This window comes from Herminiimonas contaminans, from assembly GCF_015645465.1.
GTDB lineage: Bacteria > Pseudomonadota > Gammaproteobacteria > Burkholderiales > Burkholderiaceae_D > Oxalicibacterium > Oxalicibacterium contaminans.
On sequence record NZ_JADOEL010000001.1, the window covers coordinates 506,037 to 523,554 of the forward strand.

At 54.3% G+C, this 17,518-nt stretch carries 18 protein-coding genes; 5 read left to right on the forward strand and 13 right to left on the reverse strand.

The genetic code is table 11. The annotated features are described in order from the left end of the window. Window positions 1-35 precede the first annotated feature (35 nt). Window positions 36-1,349, reverse strand: a complete 1,314-nt coding sequence (locus IXC47_RS02290; protein WP_175624862.1) for a M16 family metallopeptidase — start codon at window positions 1,347-1,349, stop codon at window positions 36-38. A gap of 38 nt (window positions 1,350-1,387) precedes the next feature. Beyond that, the gene (locus tag IXC47_RS02295; protein ID WP_175624861.1) at window positions 1,388-2,758 is read right to left on the reverse strand and encodes a M16 family metallopeptidase; all 1,371 of its coding nucleotides are present in this window, start codon (window positions 2,756-2,758) and stop codon (window positions 1,388-1,390) included. A gap of 91 nt (window positions 2,759-2,849) precedes the next feature. On the opposite strand from IXC47_RS02295, the gene ftsY reads away from it, so the two are divergent. From ftsY to rpoH, 4 genes are all read left to right on the forward strand, one after another. After that, a complete protein-coding gene (gene ftsY, locus IXC47_RS02300) occupies window positions 2,850-3,914 on the forward strand; it encodes a signal recognition particle-docking protein FtsY (protein WP_175624860.1) in 1,065 nt (354 codons plus the stop codon). An 8-nt stretch (window positions 3,915-3,922) separates the two neighbouring features. Continuing rightward, window positions 3,923-4,606: a cell division ATP-binding protein FtsE gene (locus IXC47_RS02305; protein ID WP_175624859.1), complete on the forward strand. Its 684-nt coding sequence runs from the start codon at window positions 3,923-3,925 to the stop codon at window positions 4,604-4,606. Then, window positions 4,603-5,529 carry a permease-like cell division protein FtsX gene (gene ftsX, locus IXC47_RS02310; protein WP_175624858.1) on the forward strand — a complete coding sequence of 309 codons (927 nt, stop codon included), beginning with the start codon at window positions 4,603-4,605 and terminating at the stop codon, window positions 5,527-5,529. The genes IXC47_RS02305 and ftsX overlap by 4 nt, the downstream gene beginning before the upstream one ends. A gap of 328 nt (window positions 5,530-5,857) precedes the next feature. Continuing rightward, on the forward strand, window positions 5,858-6,754 hold the full coding sequence (rpoH, locus tag IXC47_RS02315) for an RNA polymerase sigma factor RpoH (RefSeq protein WP_175624857.1): 897 nt from the start codon (window positions 5,858-5,860) through the stop codon (window positions 6,752-6,754). 61 nt (window positions 6,755-6,815) lie between these two features. On the opposite strand, the gene IXC47_RS02320 is transcribed toward rpoH, so the two are convergent. The 5 genes from IXC47_RS02320 to IXC47_RS02340 are packed head-to-tail and all read right to left on the reverse strand — an operon-like array spanning window position 6,816 to window position 10,746. Next, window positions 6,816-7,409, reverse strand: a complete 594-nt coding sequence (locus IXC47_RS02320; protein WP_175624856.1) for an SCO family protein — start codon at window positions 7,407-7,409, stop codon at window positions 6,816-6,818. 4 nt (window positions 7,410-7,413) lie between these two features. Beyond that, on the reverse strand, window positions 7,414-8,298 hold the full coding sequence (gene cyoE, locus IXC47_RS02325; RefSeq protein ID WP_175624855.1) for a heme o synthase: 885 nt from the start codon (window positions 8,296-8,298) through the stop codon (window positions 7,414-7,416). A gap of 28 nt (window positions 8,299-8,326) precedes the next feature. Next, window positions 8,327-9,460 carry a COX15/CtaA family protein gene (locus IXC47_RS02330; RefSeq protein WP_175624854.1) on the reverse strand — a complete coding sequence of 378 codons (1,134 nt, stop codon included), beginning with the start codon at window positions 9,458-9,460 and terminating at the stop codon, window positions 8,327-8,329. Then, window positions 9,453-10,037: an SCO family protein gene (locus tag IXC47_RS02335; RefSeq protein ID WP_175624853.1), complete on the reverse strand. Its 585-nt coding sequence runs from the start codon at window positions 10,035-10,037 to the stop codon at window positions 9,453-9,455. The genes IXC47_RS02330 and IXC47_RS02335 overlap by 8 nt, the downstream gene beginning before the upstream one ends. Next, window positions 10,024-10,746, reverse strand: coding sequence for an SURF1 family protein (locus tag IXC47_RS02340; protein WP_175624852.1), 723 nt, complete (start codon window positions 10,744-10,746; stop codon window positions 10,024-10,026). Before IXC47_RS02340 ends, IXC47_RS02335 begins: the two co-directional genes overlap by 14 nt. Window positions 10,747-10,823: 77 nt before the next feature. On the opposite strand from IXC47_RS02340, the gene IXC47_RS02345 reads away from it, so the two are divergent. After that, a complete protein-coding gene (locus tag IXC47_RS02345) occupies window positions 10,824-11,024 on the forward strand; it encodes a twin transmembrane helix small protein (RefSeq protein WP_175624851.1) in 201 nt (66 codons plus the stop codon). 114 nt (window positions 11,025-11,138) lie between these two features. On the opposite strand, the gene IXC47_RS02350 is transcribed toward IXC47_RS02345, so the two are convergent. The 6 genes from IXC47_RS02350 to IXC47_RS02375 all read right to left on the reverse strand — a co-directional run bounded on the left by IXC47_RS02350 (window position 11,139) and on the right by IXC47_RS02375 (window position 17,322). Beyond that, complete coding sequence (locus IXC47_RS02350; RefSeq protein ID WP_175624850.1) at window positions 11,139-11,999, reverse strand: cytochrome c oxidase subunit 3; 861 nt, start codon at window positions 11,997-11,999, stop codon at window positions 11,139-11,141. Between the two features lie 123 nt (window positions 12,000-12,122). Continuing rightward, a complete protein-coding gene (locus IXC47_RS02355) occupies window positions 12,123-12,710 on the reverse strand; it encodes a cytochrome c oxidase assembly protein (protein ID WP_175624849.1) in 588 nt (195 codons plus the stop codon). A gap of 157 nt (window positions 12,711-12,867) precedes the next feature. Continuing rightward, window positions 12,868-14,475 carry a cytochrome c oxidase subunit I gene (gene ctaD / locus IXC47_RS02360; protein WP_175624848.1) on the reverse strand — a complete coding sequence of 536 codons (1,608 nt, stop codon included), beginning with the start codon at window positions 14,473-14,475 and terminating at the stop codon, window positions 12,868-12,870. Window positions 14,476-14,493: 18 nt separating this feature from the next. After that, a complete protein-coding gene (coxB, locus tag IXC47_RS02365; RefSeq protein WP_175624847.1) occupies window positions 14,494-15,654 on the reverse strand; it encodes a cytochrome c oxidase subunit II in 1,161 nt (386 codons plus the stop codon). A 33-nt stretch (window positions 15,655-15,687) separates the two neighbouring features. Beyond that, the gene (locus IXC47_RS02370; protein WP_175624846.1) at window positions 15,688-16,143 is read right to left on the reverse strand and encodes a DUF2244 domain-containing protein; all 456 of its coding nucleotides are present in this window, start codon (window positions 16,141-16,143) and stop codon (window positions 15,688-15,690) included. 240 nt (window positions 16,144-16,383) lie between these two features. Next, window positions 16,384-17,322 (reverse strand): methyltransferase domain-containing protein, encoded by a 939-nt coding sequence (locus IXC47_RS02375; protein WP_175624845.1) that lies wholly within the window; start codon window positions 17,320-17,322, stop codon window positions 16,384-16,386. Window positions 17,323-17,518 lie beyond the last annotated feature (196 nt).

Below are 17,518 nucleotides of genomic sequence, written 5' to 3' on the forward strand. Positions count from 1 at the left end.
AACCCACGCGCGCCAGTGCGTTTGCTGATGGAGGCTTATTTATCGGCCGCGCCGACTACAACTGTTGCCAATTTATCCAACTGTATCTTACGCTGGAAAGCAGCCTTGATTTCCGCCGCAGTCACCTTGCTGACCTTGTCGGTCCAGGTATCCAGGTAATCGAGCGGCAAGTCGTAAAAGCCGATCGCGGCGATGTTCTCCAATATCTTCTTGTTGCTATCGATACGCAGCGCAAAGCCACCAATCAGATTATCTTTGGCCGCCTTCAGCTCGGCAGGCGTCGGGCCGTCACGCAGGTAATCGGCAACGGTAGAACGCACTACTTGCAAGGCTTCGTTCGCCTGCTCTTTCTTGGTCTGCAGGGAAATCTGGAACGGGCCAGGCTGCGCCATAGGAATGAAGTAACTGCTGACGCCATATGTCAGGCCACGCTGTTCGCGCACCTGTTGCATCAGGCGCGAGACAAAGCCGCCGCCACCCAATACATAGTTGCCAACCGTCAACGCAAAGTGATCAGGATCATGTCGCGCCATGCCCGGCATGCCGATCAGGATGTGCGCCTGGCTCGCCTGATGCGCAATCCGCTCCTCCTCGCCCGGCGCAATCACTACCGGTGGCAAGGCTGGCAATGGTGCACCTTGCGGCAAACGCTGTGTCAGTTGCTGCGCGATCTGATCTGCCTCGGCCCGCGTTACGTCACCGATCAGGGCGACTACGGCGCGATTGGCGACATAGTATTGGCGATGGAAGGCCAGCAAGTCGTCGCGCGTGATGCCATCTATCGATGCCACGTCAGGTTGCTGACCGTAAGGATGATTGCCATATAAGCGTTTGCTGAATGCCTTGCCGGCAATGGCTTCCGGCTTGGTCAGGCTTTCCTTGATGGCAGCGATGGTGCGCGCCTTGTCGCGTTGCAGGATTTCTTCCGGGAAGCTCGGATAAGCCAGTACCCGCGCCAGCAAGGACACTGCCGTCTCGCGTTCCGTTACAAGCGTACGCAAGGTTGCACCCGCCCGATCATCGTCGAGGCGACCACCACGTTGCGCTGCAGTGTCAGCGAATGCATCGGAAATCTGCGCCTCGCTCAACGCCGCTTCATTCCCGTTCGGGGCTGCATGTACGCCACGCGCCAGCATCGCACTTGTCAACGCGGCAGTGCCGGATTTACCTGCCGGATCACGACGGGAACCGGCATCAAAATCGACGCTGACATCCAGCATCGGTATCGTGTGGTTTTCAACAAATAGTACGCGCGCACCATTGCTCAAGGTCCACGACTGTATCTGCAAGGCGGCATATGAAGCATTGCACGCGACACACAGTACAACGCTGCTAATAATTTTTAACATCAAGACTCCGGATTTCTATAAGTAGATAGCTTGCATACTTAGTGACGCAAACCAGCAGGCGCTGCCGCTGGCTTTTTCTCGGTCACGGGCAGTGGCACCAGCGTGCCCACTGTCAATGCATCATCGCCAAAGTATTTCTGTGCAACTGCCTGCACTTGCTGCGGCGTCACCGCACGCAATTTCTCAATCACGCGATCGGTATCTTTATATGAGAAGCCGGACATTTCCATCACGCCGATTTCCATCGCCTGACCGAAGACGGAATCACGCTTGTAAATCTGCGCTGCGATCAATTGGGTTTTCACGCGTTTCAACTCAGCTTCCGACACACCTTCGTTGGCCACACGCTCAACTTCGGCACGCAGCAATTTTTCCAATTGTTCGGTAGTAGTGCCTTGTGCCGGTGTGCCATCCAGTATGAACAGCACCGGGCCACGTGCGATACCGGAGTACGATGCGCCTACATCATTCGCGACACGATCAGTACGCACCAGCTTCGCGCTCAGGCGTGCATTGTCGTAACCATCAAGCACGGCGGACAACACATCCAGCGCATAGGCATCGTCGTCCTTTGCGATATCACGCAAGGCAGGCACTTTGAATGCCAGTACGACATATGGGTTTTCCGCTGGGGCCTTGACCGTCACCCGCTTGATGCCTGCTTGCGGCGGCTCGTTTTGCGGACGGGTGCGGGTCAATGTTTTCGCCGGATAGGAACCAAAATATTTTTCCGCCAAAGCAAATACCTTCTTCGGCTCGACGTCACCGGAGACCACCATGGTTGCATTGTTCGGTGCATACCAGGTGTCGTGCCAGGCTTTGACATCCTGCGCTGTCATATTCTGCAAATCATCCATCCAGCCGATGATGGGATTGCGGTAGGGGTGGACTGCGTAGGTTGTAGCCGACAAGGCTTCATACAATTTGGAGGCAGGCTGGTCGTCGGTGCGCAGACGGCGCTCTTCCATCACGACGCGGATTTCCTTGGCGAATTCATTCTTGTCCACCACCAGGTTCGCCATGCGATCCGCTTCCAGCGCCATCACCGCTTCCAGCTTGGATTTTTCGATTTGCTGAAAATAAGCGGTGTAATCCTTGCTGGTGAAGGCATTCTCACGGCCACCCAGCTGGGCCACGCGTTTGCTGAACTCACCCGGCTTCAGCTTCTTTGTACCTTTGAACATCATGTGTTCCAGTGCATGGGCAACACCAGTCACGCCATTGCGCTCATCGACAGAACCGACCCGGTACCAGACCATATGGGCGACGGTAGGTGCCCTGTGATCCTCATTGACGATGATCTTCATGCCATTTTTCAGCGTGAACTCTTCAGTTTGTGCGGCATTTGCCCATAAGGGGGTCAAAACGACGGAAGCCGCCAACAGCAATGTTCTGATACTCAATTTCATGACCTTCGCTCTGATAGAATACGTCGATTGTATCCGCTTACCTGCATCATACCGGCAAGCGCCTCTGACCGCTGTTCTGACTCCACTCGAGATGTTTAGTTTCTTTAAGAAAAAACCGCAGGAACCTGCACCCGCTCCGGAAGCGCCGGTCGCTCCAGTGAGCGCTGAAGTTGTCGCTCCCGTCCCGGCACCACCAGCGGAAGCACCAGCCGCCGAAGTACAGGCTGAAATCGTTGCCGCCGTCACCCCGATCGAGCAAAAACAATCGTGGATGGCGCGCCTTAAAGTCGGCCTGTCCAAAACCTCGTCCAACCTGACTACCCTCTTCGTCGGCGCCAAGATCGACGATGACCTGTACGAAGAGCTGGAATCTGCGCTGCTGGTATCAGACGCTGGCGTGGATGCCACGCAATTCCTGCTGGATGCCCTCAAACGCAAGGTCAAAGCCGACAAGCTGACCGAAGCCGAGCAGGTCAAAACCGCCTTGCGCACCCTGCTGCTGGAAATGCTGACCCCGCTGCAGAAACCACTGGTACTGGGTCAACACCAGCCGCTGGTCATGATGATTACTGGCGTCAACGGTGCGGGCAAGACCACCACCATCGGCAAGCTGGCCAAGCATATGCAGGCGCATCATCAATCTGTGCTGCTGGCCGCGGGCGACACCTTCCGCGCCGCAGCGCGCGAACAATTAACGGTCTGGGGCCAGCGCAATAACGTTACCGTCATCGCGCAGGAATCCGGCGATCCGGCTGCCGTCGCCTTCGACGCCGTACATTCGGCACAGGCGCGTGGCACCAATGTGGTCATGGTCGATACCGCAGGCCGTCTCCCTACCCAGCTGCACCTGATGGAAGAGCTGAAGAAAATCAAACGCGTGATCACCAAAGGCATGGCCACCGCACCGCATGAAATCCTGCTCATCATCGATGGCAATACCGGACAAAATGCGCTGACCCAGGTCAAGGCTTTCGACGATGCGCTCGGCCTCACCGGCCTGGTCGTCACCAAACTCGACGGCACGGCAAAAGGCGGCGTACTGGCAGCAATTGCCCGCGCCCGCCCGATCCCGGTTTATTTCATCGGCGTCGGTGAACAGATCGAAGATTTACAGCCATTTAATGCACAGGAATTTGTAGAAGCTCTCTTGGGCTAAACATATCGATGATTGAATTCCAACAGGTATCGAAGAAATATACGCAAAACGTCACTGCGCTATCCGACATCAGTTTGTCGGTCGGCAAAGGTGAGCTGGTCTTCCTCGCTGGTCCGTCCGGCGCAGGCAAATCCACCCTATTGAAACTGATCGCGGCGATGGAAAGCCCGACCGAAGGTTCGGTCATCGTCAGTGGTCACGACATCAGCCGCATCAAGACCTCCGGCCTGCCCTATCTGCGTCGCAATCTCGGTTTGATTTTCCAACAGCAACGCCTATTGGCAGATCGCAGCGTGCTGGCCAATGTGATGTTGCCGCTGATCGTCTGCGGTGCGTCCCGACCAGATGCCGAACGCCGGGCTCGCGCCGCGCTGGATAAAGTCGGTTTGCTCGACATGGCCAATTCGGGGCCGCTTACCTTGTCCGGTGGTGAGCAGCAACGCGTCGCCATTGCCCGCGCCATCGTCAACCGTCCGCAAATCATCCTGGCCGATGAACCTACCGCCAACCTGGATCGCGCCGCCGCGAACAAGGTACTGGATGCATTGAAAGCATTCCACTCGGTCGGTGTCACCTGCCTGATCTCCACCCACGATGAACAATTCCTCGATACCGCAACCCGCGTGATTTATCTCGATCATGGCCGAATTATTGAAAGCTGGCGTCGCACAGCAGTACAGGAGCCTGCATGAATAGCTGGCTCAGACACCATGGCTTCGCACTCGGCGACGCCTTCCGTCATTTGTTCAAAACCCCGGGCAACTTCCTGCTGAATGTATTGGTAGTCTCGATCGCACTGGCATTGCCATTTGCTGGTATGACCTTGCTGGAAAACGTACGCCCGGTCTCCGAGCAACTGGCGGTCGAACCGGAAATCAGCGTCTTCATGGCAATGGATACCTCGCGCGAACGTGCCACTGCCATCGCACCGGAAATTCGCCGTATCGCGCAAGAAGCCAAGCATCCGGTCAAACTGGAATTCATCCCGCGTGAAAAAGCACTCAGTACGCTGAAAAACAAAACCGGGCTGGACGATGCCATCTCGACGCTGGGTGCCAATCCTTTGCCGGATGCCTATGTCGTCAAAATGACCGGCTTCCAGAACGATGGCGACGCGAAGAAAATCAAGAGCATCGTCGAGAAGCTGCAAGCCCTCAATGGCGTCGAATACGTGCAAATGGATTCGGCCTGGGTTGAGCGCCTGGCTGCGCTGCTGCAAGTCATGCGCCTGATCCTGATCTTCCTCGCCACCACTCTTGGCGTGGTAGTGGTTGCCGTGGTCTTCAATACCATCCGCCTGCAAGTCATGACGCAGCGCGAAGAGATCGAAGTCTCGCGTTTGGTGGGTGCCACCGACTCCTTCATCTGCCGTCCGTTCTATTACACCGGTGCCTTGCTCGGTCTGATCGCCGGTGGCGTGGCATTGATCGCGGTCGCCCTGGCCTTGAATCCGCTCAACACGGCTATCGCTGATTTCGCTCGCCTCTATGCGTCGGAGTTCCGCCTCGCACCACTGGATCTCGTCCCTACGCTGATCCTGCTGGCAGCCAGTGCCTTCCTCGGTTTGCTGGGTGCACTGCTTTCTGTACAGCGGCATTTGGCACGACTGCATTAACCGCCATGTGAGCACACACTGACTTGTGCCATCACCGGTGCCGGACGGCAAATAAAAAAGGACCTGAAAAGGTCCTTTTTTATTTCTCAAGAGAAATGAAAATCTTCGTCAAAATCGCCCTTGGGGACGCAACTTCTGGGCAAGAAACCTCTCTAATCCCTGTAAGAAAAGAGCAATAATGATTAAAAAAGCAATAGTGTTTAGGCTATCGCTTCAATAAAAACCGCTCATTAGCACTCATTTCAAGAGAGTGCTAATATAGCTACTCAAAGTAGTCTAGTTCACAGAAACAAGTGGTTTCTGACTGAAACTTAAGCAAGGAGAACGCATGAAAGCAGTATCTGCATCAACCGCATTAGTTCCTAACAGCAATATGCTGGCATTGGGGTTTTCTGGTGCGCTGGGCAATATTGACGCTTACATCTCGGCGGTCAATCGCCTCCCTATGCTGACGCACGAAGAAGAAATATCTTTGGCGCGCCGCCTGCGCGACGAAAACGATCTGGGTGCCGCACAAAAACTGGTGCTCTCGCATCTGCGCCTGGTCGTCTCGATCGCCCGCGGCTATCTGGGCTATGGCCTGCCGCACGCAGACTTGATTCAGGAAGGCAATATCGGTTTGATGAAAGCCGTGAAACGTTTCGACCCGGATCAGGGCGTACGTCTGGTTTCGTATTCCATGCATTGGATCAAAGCAGAAATGCATGAATACATCCTGAAAAACTGGCGCCTGGTAAAAGTCGCGACGACCAAGGCACAACGCAAATTGTTCTTCAATCTGCGCAGCCACAAAACCGGTCTGGATTCGATGACACCGGACCAGGTCGACGAGCTGGCGAAAACGCTGAACGTCAAACGGGAAGAAGTCATAGAGATGGAAACCCGTCTGTCCGGACGCGACATCGCACTGGAAGCGCCTACTGATGACGAAGACGACAAGTTTGCGCCTATCGCTTACCTGTCCTCCGATATGCAGGAACCGACCAAGGTGCTGGAATCGCAGCAGTTTGATCGTCTGCAAACCGAAGGTTTGTCGAATGCATTGGGCAAACTGGATGCGCGTTCACGTCGCATCGTCGAAGCGCGCTGGTTGGCGAACGATGACGGTTCGGGCGCAACCCTGCATGAATTGGCAGATGAGTTCGGCGTATCGGCTGAACGTATCCGTCAGATCGAAGCAGTCGCACTGAAGAAAATGAAAGGCTCGCTGGCCGCTTACGCTTAAGCAGTCAGTAGCAGCAAACAAAAAAGGCGCTCCTCGGAGCGCCTTTTTTTATGTCTGGTCTTTACGTCTTGTCCGCCAGCAAAGTCTTCAAATCCTGCACGATAGGATCTATGCCCTGACCGTGGCGGATGAACAAACGGATGCGACCTTGCGGGTCAAACACATAGCTGCCCGCTGTGTGATCGACGGTATAGCTGCCTGGAGTCTTGCCCGGCACCTTTTGATAAAACACTTTGAATTCTTTCGCGACCTTCTCGGTCTCGGCCAGATCACCACGCAAGCCGAGGAAGCGCGGATCGAAAGCCGGTACGTATTGCGCCAGCAAGGCCGCCGTATCACGCTCAGGATCTACCGTGACGAACAAGACTTGCACGCGATCCGCATCCGGGCCCAACGCCTTCATCACGTTCGACATTTCCATCATGGTCGTCGGGCACACGTCCGGACATTGCGTGAAGCCAAAGAACACCACGACTGCCTTGCCTTTGAAATCAGCCAGCGTACGCAGCTTGCCGTTATGGTCATGCAGCGAAAATTCCTTGGCATAGCCCAGACCAGTCAGGTCGGTGTTATTGAAAACTTGCTTGGGTTTATCGCTACAAGCAGCCAAGGCAAATAGTGCGGCACAAATTACCAGAAGGGAACGGAAACGCATGTTTTCAGAATCTCAGATAGTGGTCGACCAGCAAGGCCGCAAACAGCAGGGACAGATAGATGATCGAGTAAGCGAACATCTTGCGCGCAATCATATCGGTGTAATGGCGATAAACCTGCCATGCATACCAAACGAAAATGATATCCAGGATGGCGACCGACACCAGGTAAATCAAGCCGCTCATGCCGACCGCGAAAGGCAACATGGTGGTCGCGACCAACGCGATGGTGTACAGCCAGATATGGAATTGGGTGAACTCGGTACCATGCGTGACCGGCAACATCGGCAAGCCCGATTTCGCATACTCGTCACGGCGATACAAGGCCAGCGCCCAGAAGTGCGGCGGCGTCCAGATGAAGATGATCAGTACCAGGATCCAGGCTTGCATAGGCAAATCATTGGCCACCGCTGCCCAACCCAAGGCCGGCGGCATCGCGCCGGACAAGCCACCGATCACAATATTCTGCGGTGTCGCTGGTTTCAGGATGATGGTGTAAATCACTGCGTAGCCAACAAAGGTGGCAAAGGTCAGCCACATCGTCAAAGGATTCACGAAGTTATACAGCACCCACATACCGGCACCGCCGATCACACCTGAAAACACCAGTGTTTGCAGTACGGTAATTTCACCGCGTGCCATGGGACGACGCGCAGTGCGCGCCATGCGTGAATCGATTTCGCGTTCCACCAGGCAGTTGATCGCAAATGCCGCACCGGCCAGCAACCAGATACCTATCGTTGCCGACACGACTATCTTCCAGCTAGGCAACTCGGGGGTTGCCAGGAACATGCCTATCACGGCGCAAAAAACTGCCAGCTGCGTGACACGCGGCTTGGTCAGGGCCCAATACTGGGCGATACGGTTCGGAGAGGCAGTCAGAGTAGTCATGCGTAGTCGTTGGGTGCAGCCTGTGAGCTCATCTCAGCGTATCTCTGCCAGGTACGAGCCCACGATTTGCCCCGGCAGTACCGGGGATTCTAGCCTTGTAGTTTAACATGACCAGCAAGAGGACAAGCAGCGCTGCACAACCATTGTGCGCGACCGCCAGCGCCAGCGGCCATTTCAATGACACTGTGGCAATTCCTATCGTGATCTGCAAAGCGAGCGCACCCAATACGCCGCGCGCTATCGTGCGCAAACCCTCTATCCGGTAAGCCTTGTAGCAAACCCAGGCAATATAGCCCGCCACCACAAAAGCAAACATGCGGTGCGTCCAGTGGATCGCCGTCAGTGCCGGGAACGGCAGGTATTCACCATCCGCCGTCATGCCCAGGCTGCGCCACAGCGTAAAACCGTTATCAAAATCCATTTGCGGAATCACCGCACCGTGGCACAGCGGAAAATCGCTGCAAGCCAGCGCCGCGTAATTAGTACTGACCCAGCCACCCAAAGCGATCTGGAAAGTCAGCAATATCAGGGCGATCAAGGCCGGGATACGCAAAGTGTAGGCAGCATCAGCCACCGGTGGATGCTCCTTCTGCCGCGCGCCGACCCAGGTCAGCATGCCAAGCAAGGTCATGCCGAGCAAGAGATGGATAGTCACGATGATAGGTTGCAGCTTCATCGTCACGGTCCACGCACCGAACGCGCCCTGAATACAGACGAAGATCAGCAAGGCTACCGGGAAGTGCGGGGAAAACTTATGTATCGTGCGGCCGCTCTGCAACCAAAAGCGCCAAGAAATCACGACGATGGCAATGATCAACACGCCTATGCCCATCGCCAGATAGCGGTGAATCATTTCGACCCAGGCTTTCATCACGGTGACCGGACCATCCGGCATCAATGCCTCGGCAGCGCGTATATGCTCCATCGCTTGCAGCGGATTGGCATGGCCATAGCAACCAGGCCAGTCAGGGCAACCGAGACCGGAATCGGTGAGGCGGGTGAAAGCGCCAAACATAATCACATCAAAGGTGAGGAATAAGGTGACCCACACCAGCTTGCGATATTTATCCGGATCTTTCGACGACCAGACGATGACGAAAGCCAGCAAGGCGACAAAAACGCCCTTGCTGCCCAGTTGGAACAAGGTACCTGAATCAACCAATTGCGGAAGCCTTTAACAATTTGTACAAATCTTTTTTGATCTTGTTCGGATCGGCGTCTTTCGGGAAACGCATCATCAAATGTCCGAGCGGATCAATCATGTAGATGTGATCGGTCACATCTGTGCCCTCATCCACCGGCAACCATGCACGCACGACGTCACCCTTGATGCGCAACATATTGGTGCCATCGAATTCACGGATCAGGATGGTATCGATAGGCTTGTCATCGGTGATCAGCCACACGCGTTCTATGCGATCCATCTCCTTGCCCTGCGCCAGGCGCAACTGGCGCATATCGTGTAATTTCTTTTCGCATGATGCTTCGCACTCGGCACCACTGACTTGCAGCATCACCCATTTACCCTGATAGCTCTCCAGGCTGGCTGGCTTCTTATCCAGCGTCACAGCATCCAGCTTGGGCATAGGATAGTTGCGCGGATCAAGGATAGTGCCGTAGTTGGTGCGGCTTTGTGGCTTGATTACGTAGTAGGTAAAGTAAGACAGGATGATGGGTGCTGCGCACACCAGTATCACGGCCAATAATTTCCAGCGTCCCTTGTTTTTATTTGGTTCCACGTCGAATTCCAGTCACAACAAAAAATATAAAAGCCATCGCAGCCAGGCCGTACCACTGAAATGCATAGCCGCGATGTTTGTCTACTCCGGTCGATGGCACCGGCCAGTCCCGCACCAGGCCATCGTTGGTATCCGTCAATTGCTCCAACACGATAGGTGACATCTGCAAACCACTGGCAGCAGCGAATCCTGTCACGTCAAGGTTCTGAACTATCGCCTGCGGACGCGGTGGATCAATTTCACCCAATTGCATCACATGGCCGATATCGCGTCGTGCCACACCTTCAATCTGTATCTCACCACTCGGCGTAACAATAGCTGGCATTTTAGTGCGGTCTGCCACATTGCGTGGAATCCAGCCGCGCGCGACCAACACGTGTAACTGGCTACCGGCCAGCTTGAATGGCATCAACAGGTAAAACCCGGCAACGCCATTATGCGGGCGGTTATCCAGATAAACCGGCCAGTCACGCAGGAACTCGCCTTTGATGAGCAGGCGGTGATACTCAATGTCATCGGGATTCAATGCCGAGCCACTAAGCTCATTGAACTTCATGGCAGCGGCCGCTTGTCGTTCATTGAGCTTTTGTTCAATGGCAATTTTCTCGGCCGCCCGTCTGGTCTGCCATTGTCCCAGTGACAAACCTAGCGCCACCGCAATCGCTGCAGCAACAAATGGAACAAGCCTAAATCGAAAGGTGAATCGCATTACAATGTCACTTTATCTAACCAACCTGCGTCGGATGAAGAAGTCTTCCGGAACCCGGCAAGCTCACCCTTAAAGCTATGAAAATCATCGTCGCCATTGCTTTCCTCCTGATCCTCGGCAGCCTGGGCTCGGCGCTGTTCTTCCTGATGAGGGACAAGGGTAAAAGCAATCGCACGGTCAAGGCATTGACGATGCGCGTAGGATTTTCAGTCGCGCTGTTTATCCTGATCTTGCTAGCCTACAAATTTGGCCTGATCCAGCCGACCGGCATCCGCTAATACAAGCAGATATCCATCAGGGCGCTTGCCTCTTGCATAACACGCCGCCCCAATCGCAAAAAAGCCGCACCGAAGTGCGGCTTTTTCATGTCCCGCGCATACTGCCCGCGTGACTTACAGCCAATAGACTACAACATACAAACCGAGCCAGACCACGTCCACAAAGTGCCAGTACCAGGCGGCGCCTTCGAACGCGAAATGGTTGTCAGCTGTAAAGTGACCTTTCAGTACACGATACAAGACCACGCTCAGCATGATCGCTCCCAGTGTCACGTGGAAGCCGTGGAAACCAGTCAGCAGGAAGAAGGTCGAGCCATACACGCCCGAAGTCAGCTTCAGGTTCAGTTCTGTATACGCATGGATGTATTCATATACCTGGAAGCCCATGAAGATCGCGCCCAGCAGGATAGTTGCTGCCAGCCAGAAAGCTGTCTTGCCGCGATGGTTTTCACGAATCGCGTGATGCGAAATCGTCAGCGTCACACCGGACAACAGGAGCAAAGCGGTATTGATGGTAGGGATCCAGAATGGGCCCATGGTGGTGAACGGTTCTACCGTACCAGCCGGACCGACATTGCCCCAGTGCGCTGCGAAGTCAGGCCACAGGATTTTGTTGTCCAGGTCGCCCAGCCATGGCATCGCGATGCTGCGGGCATAAAACAGAGCGCCAAAGAATGCAGCAAAGAACATTACTTCGGAGAAAATGAACCAGCTCATGCTCCAGCGATACGAAGCATCGATGCGCTTGCTGTACAAGCCGCCTTCGGATTCCGCAATCGCATCACCAAACCAGTAATACAGGACGACCAGGAAACCCAGCAAACCAGCGAAAGTGGCATACCCGCCCCAGCTCGCATCATTCACCCAGCCCGACGCACCGAGCATCATCACGAGCAACGAAGTTCCCGCTATCGCTGGCCATTTGGACGGGCCAGGCACGAAATAGTAAGGCGCATTCGCGTGTTGAGCACTCATCTCCATCTCCCAATACAAAATTCAAATAGTGACGTTGTCAGGACCATCTGAGGCCACAGACCACGTGATAAATTTCATTTCGACTATCGGCTCGACTACCTGGCCGACTTCTTTTTTTTACTATTAGCCTGCTACTGCCGGTTCCTTCAATTCTGCCTTCTTCTCACGCCCTGCGATCTCAAAGAAAGTATAGGACAAGGTAATTGTCTTTACATCCTTCGGTAAAGCCGGATCCAGGTAAAACACAACTGGCATCTGCTTCGCCTGGCTGGCTTCCAGAGTTTGCTGCTGGAAACAGAAGCACTCCACTTTCTTGAAGTGCGCTGCTGCCTGCTGCGGCGCATAACTCGGAATCGCCTGCGCTTCTACGCTACGTGCCTGTGTATTCACTACTTCATACACGATCTGGGCCATTTCACCCGGATGCACTTGCATGCTGTTTACCGTAGGGCGGAAACGGAATGGTCCTTGCGTATTTGCATCAAACTCGACCGTAATCGTCCTGCTCTTGTCGACCTGCGAATTATCGATCGGCTTTACCTTCATCTCTTGCGAGGTCAGGATATTGACGCCTGTAATTTCACAAATCTGCTTGTAGATCGGTACCAGCAAGTAACCAAAACCAAACATCATCACAGCAATAACAACCAGCTTGCCAAACATCTGGGCATTCAACTTACTGTTCGCGCTGTCTTCTGTCTGGTTATCCATCTTTACCCTAAACAAACCATAAGCGTTTTGCGATAACACCGAACATGAACATCGCAGCGATGACCCCGAGTATCAGGGCGGTACGCAGATTACGTTTCTTTTGTTCAGTCTTCAAATCCGACATCGCAAGGTAGCGGGCTTGCGCCCGCCACTCCGTTTATTTAACTGTTGGAGGAACTTCAAACGTATGGAAAGGAGCCGGGCTAGGAACGGTCCATTCCAGGCCTTCTGCACCATCCCAAGGTTTCGCTTCTGCTGGCACGCCACCTTTGATCGAAGGGATAACCACCGCGAACAGGAAGTACACCTGCATCAAACCAAAGCCCAGACCACCGATCGACGCGATCATGTTGAAGTCGGTGAACTGCGCTGGGTAATCGGCGTAGCGACGTGGCATACCGGCCAATCCCAGGAAGTGCATAGGGAAGAAGGTGATGTTGAACAGAATCAGCGAACCCCAGAAGTGGATTTTGCCGCGGGTTTCGCTATACATGAAACCAGTCCACTTCGGACCCCAGTAGTAGAAACCGGCGAACAGGGCAAACAAGGAACCAGCCACCAGCACGTAGTGGAAGTGAGCCACCACGTAGTAGGTATCCTGCAACTGGATATCGATAGGGGTCACCGCCAGGATCAGGCCGGTGAAGCCGCCCATCGTGAACACGAAGATGAAGCCGATCGCAAACAGCATAGGAGTCTCAAATGTCATCGAGCCTCTCCACATGGTTGCAACCCAGTTGAAAATCTTCACGCCGGTTGGTACCGCGATCAGCATGGTCGCGTACATGAAGAACAACTGTGCAGTCACCGGCATACCGGTGGTGAACATGTGATGCGCCCAGACCATGAAGGACAGGATGGCAATCGAAGCAGTTGCGTACACCATCGATGCGTAACCAAACAATTGTTTGCGCGCGAAAGTCGGGATGATGTGCGACACGATACCGAAGGCAGGCAAGATCATGATGTACACCTCTGGGTGTCCGAAGAACCAGAAGATGTGTTGATACATGACAGGGTCACCACCGCCAGCCGCATTAAAGAACGAGGTACCGAAGTGACGGTCGGTCAGCGTCATGGTGATCGCACCAGCCAGCACCGGCATCACAGCGATCAGCAGGTAGGCAGTGATCAGCCAGGTCCAGCAGAACATCGGCATCTTCATCAGGGTCATGCCAGGTGCGCGCATGTTGAGGACGGTCACGATAATGTTGATCGAACCCATGATCGACGAAGCACCCATGATATGCAGCGCAAAAATCGCCATGTCCATGCCAGGGCCCATTTGGGTCGACAGCGGAGCATACAGGGTCCAGCCTGCAGCAGTCGCGCCACCTGGAACCAGGAAGGACACAGCCAGCAGGATCGCTGCCGGTGGCAGCAGCCAGAACGAGAAGTTGTTCATGCGGGCAAACGCCATATCGGACGCGCCGATTTGCAACGGGATCATCCAGTTAGCAAAACCAACGAAAGCCGGCATGATCGCGCCGAACACCATCATGATGCCGTGCATGGTGGTCAACTGATTGAAGAACTCAGGCTGCATCAATTGCAGGCCAGGCTGGAATAACTCGGCGCGGATCAACATCGCCAGGAAACCGCCTGACAGCAACATGACAAACGAGAACCAAAGGTAAAGCGTACCGATATCCTTGTGGTTGGTCGCAAATACCCAGCGACGCCAGCCATGCGGATGATCGTGCGCATGGTCATGATCGTGCGCGTGGTCATGCGCGTGTGCGTGATCGACTGCAGTTGTACTCATCTCTGTCTCCCGATTCTATTACTTACGCGCAGCCAGCACTTCTGCTGGTTGGACGATGTTTTCCGAGGCCTTATTCGACCAATGGTTGCGGGTATAAGTAATCACCGCGGCAATTTCGGTATCCGACAACACCGGCTTCCAGGCAGGCATCGCGCCTTTACCTTCCATCACCATATGGATGTTGGCTGCTTTCGGTCCGGTCACGATAGGCGATGCATCCAGCGCCGGGAAGCTGCCAGGTACACCTTTACCGTTTGCCTGATGGCAGGCGATACAGTTAGCTGTGTAGACTTTCTCGCCGCGTTGCACGAGCTCATCCACAGTCCATGTTTTGGTTGGGTCGTCGGCATTCGCCGCCATTTCTTTTTTCTTGCCGTCTACCCATGCCTTGTAGTCTTCATCGCTGACGACATTCACAACGATAGGCATGAAGGCGTGATCCTTACCGCACAACTCGGCACACTGGCCGCGGTAGGTACCGATCTTTTCAGCCTTGAACCAGGTATCACGCACGAAGCCAGGAATCGCATCCTGCTTGACGCCGAAGGCAGGAATCATCCACGCGTGGATCACGTCGTTGGCTGTCAACACGATACGGATTTTCTTGTTGACCGGTACAACGACAGGATTGTCGACTTCGATCAGGTAGTTTTCGCCTTTGGCTACGGTGCTGTCGACGATCTGTTCACGCGGGGTGGACAGGTTGGACAGGAAGTTAATGCCCTCACCTTCGCCGTTCAGGTAGTTGTATCCCCATTTCCACTGCATGCCGGTGGCTTTGATGGTGATATCTGCATTTGAGGTGTCTTTCATCGCCACCACGGTTTTGGTCGCTGGCAGCGCCATCCCGATAACGATGAGGAAAGGAACCACAGTCCATGCGATTTCAACTGCGGTACTTTCGTGGAAGGTAGCCGATTTATGGCCGAGCGACTTGCGATGCTTGAATATGGAATAGAACATGACGCCAAACACTGCGACGAAAATCACCAGACAGATGATCAGCATCAGGGTGTGCAGCGAATAGATTTGTTCCGCGATCTGCGTTACAGGTTCGTGAAAATTGAGCTGACGCACTGCAGGTCCGCCCGGACTATCGGTCACCGCCCACGACGGCATACCAGCCGCCAGGAACGACGCACCAAGCATCAAAGATTGAAGGCGCTTCGCTTGTTTCATGATTTCCTCAAAAGCCCATGATTAAGAATTCTTTTAACAACCAGGCATAACTGCAGACCCCAGCTCCTGACGCAGCTCACGTATGAACTCACGCCTCTTGTATTCTGTCAGGAATCGCCCCACTTCAACACGCGTACCGGAGGATTCCAGACCTATCAATCGATGCCGCTTCGCTGGCGGATCGACTTTCGTGCAATGTCTTATTAGCTTAAAGTGCCGAGCTTGGTCGGCTTGAATTAGATGTATTACCAACAGATCGTCGGTGAGGACTATGTGTTCGCAATCGGTAGCATGGCGTGCATAACAAAGAAAAGCGCACCCTACAGCCGCTAATTCAATTACTGCAAAACCTAAGATGTACCACGCACCGCGCCAGGTGAAGGAAAACGCGATTGTCAGGGAAACCACGCACAACACTGAATAAGCCTGCATCAGTTGTCGTGGTGATATCGAACAATTACGTTTCAATAACCATTCTCGGTTGGCCATAGCACACCGCCTGAACGCCTTGCGCAAGCAAGCTGCACTCGCGCAAAACCGTCGAAGTATAAGTCGGAAAGGGTTTTGTTATCAAGTATAAAAACAAATGACAACAGCTCCCATTTTCAGTACTTTTTACTACCTTCGAATATCCCGGAAACGCATGTGCGGCCTGTTGTTTTTAGTTGCCGCGACCATAATTTTGCTTGTCTCCCGCATATATTTTTAATAATTATTTAATAACTATTCTTACTTCCTAGGCGGGTCGAAACGAATAATCGACTCCCCGCTCGCAGTCGCCCGCGGCGCTGGCCGGAACGCATGACCATAGATTACCTCGAATGTGAGTGGAATCTTGCCATCGGCACGACGACTTTGTTCCAGTACATCCATCGCGCGCTGCCATGCCTGCTTGCCCAACAAACCGCGGCGGCGCGTATCCAGCGGGTTACCGCCCATTGCACGCACATCTGCCATCAGCTTTTCCACCGAACCGTAAGTCACGGTCAGGGTTTCCATATCCATCACCGGCGTCGAAAAACCGGCATTTACCAACATATCGCCAAAATCATGCATGTCTACAAAAGGCAACACATGGGGTTCGGCATCAGCCGCCGCAAACGCCGCGCGCAATTCCTTGAAGGTGTCCGGACCAAAGCAGGAAAACATCAGCAGGCCATCCTGACGCAACACGCGCCGCCATTCGACGAACACCCGGTCCGGCTGCGGATGCCAGTGCAAAGCCAGGTTGGACCATACCAGATCGACCGCATTGAGGCCCAGCGGCAGTTGCGCGAAATTCCCACATATCAGGCTGGCGCTCGAGTCACGACCCATCACCGCGGGCAACCATTGCTGCAGCAAACGGTTCATCGACGACAGACCGGCCACCTGGCTCTCTTGCGCCGCTGCCAGCATGGCGCTGGAGGCATCCAGGCCGAGCATAGCGGCTTGCGGGAAGCGCTTCTGCAAGGTCGTCAGGTCTGCCCCTTCACCACAACCGGCGTCCAGTACATGGGCAGGTGCAATCTTTACCAATGCCAGCCGCTCATGCATGCGCGCCGCCACTTCACGCCGCAGGAAGCCTGATTCCAGCGTGCGCACGGGATCGCTGAACAGATCACGGACACGGTTCAGGTCGATCGGGGCACTGAGTTTGGAATCGGATTGTGGCGGCAGGGAAGACACGAATAATGCAATCGGGCTAATGAGATAATGCGAGCAAGTTTACACGCATGGAGCTGAGTGTGCGCGATGGGTAGTGTCAGAAATTCTGTGTGTGAAGGTCGGTTAAAAAATTCTAGTGCAATGCGTTGGTGAAGCGTTCGCCGAACAGAATGGCAAACTGATTGGCCGCCTGCTTCCACGTCACCGGAGGCATCTT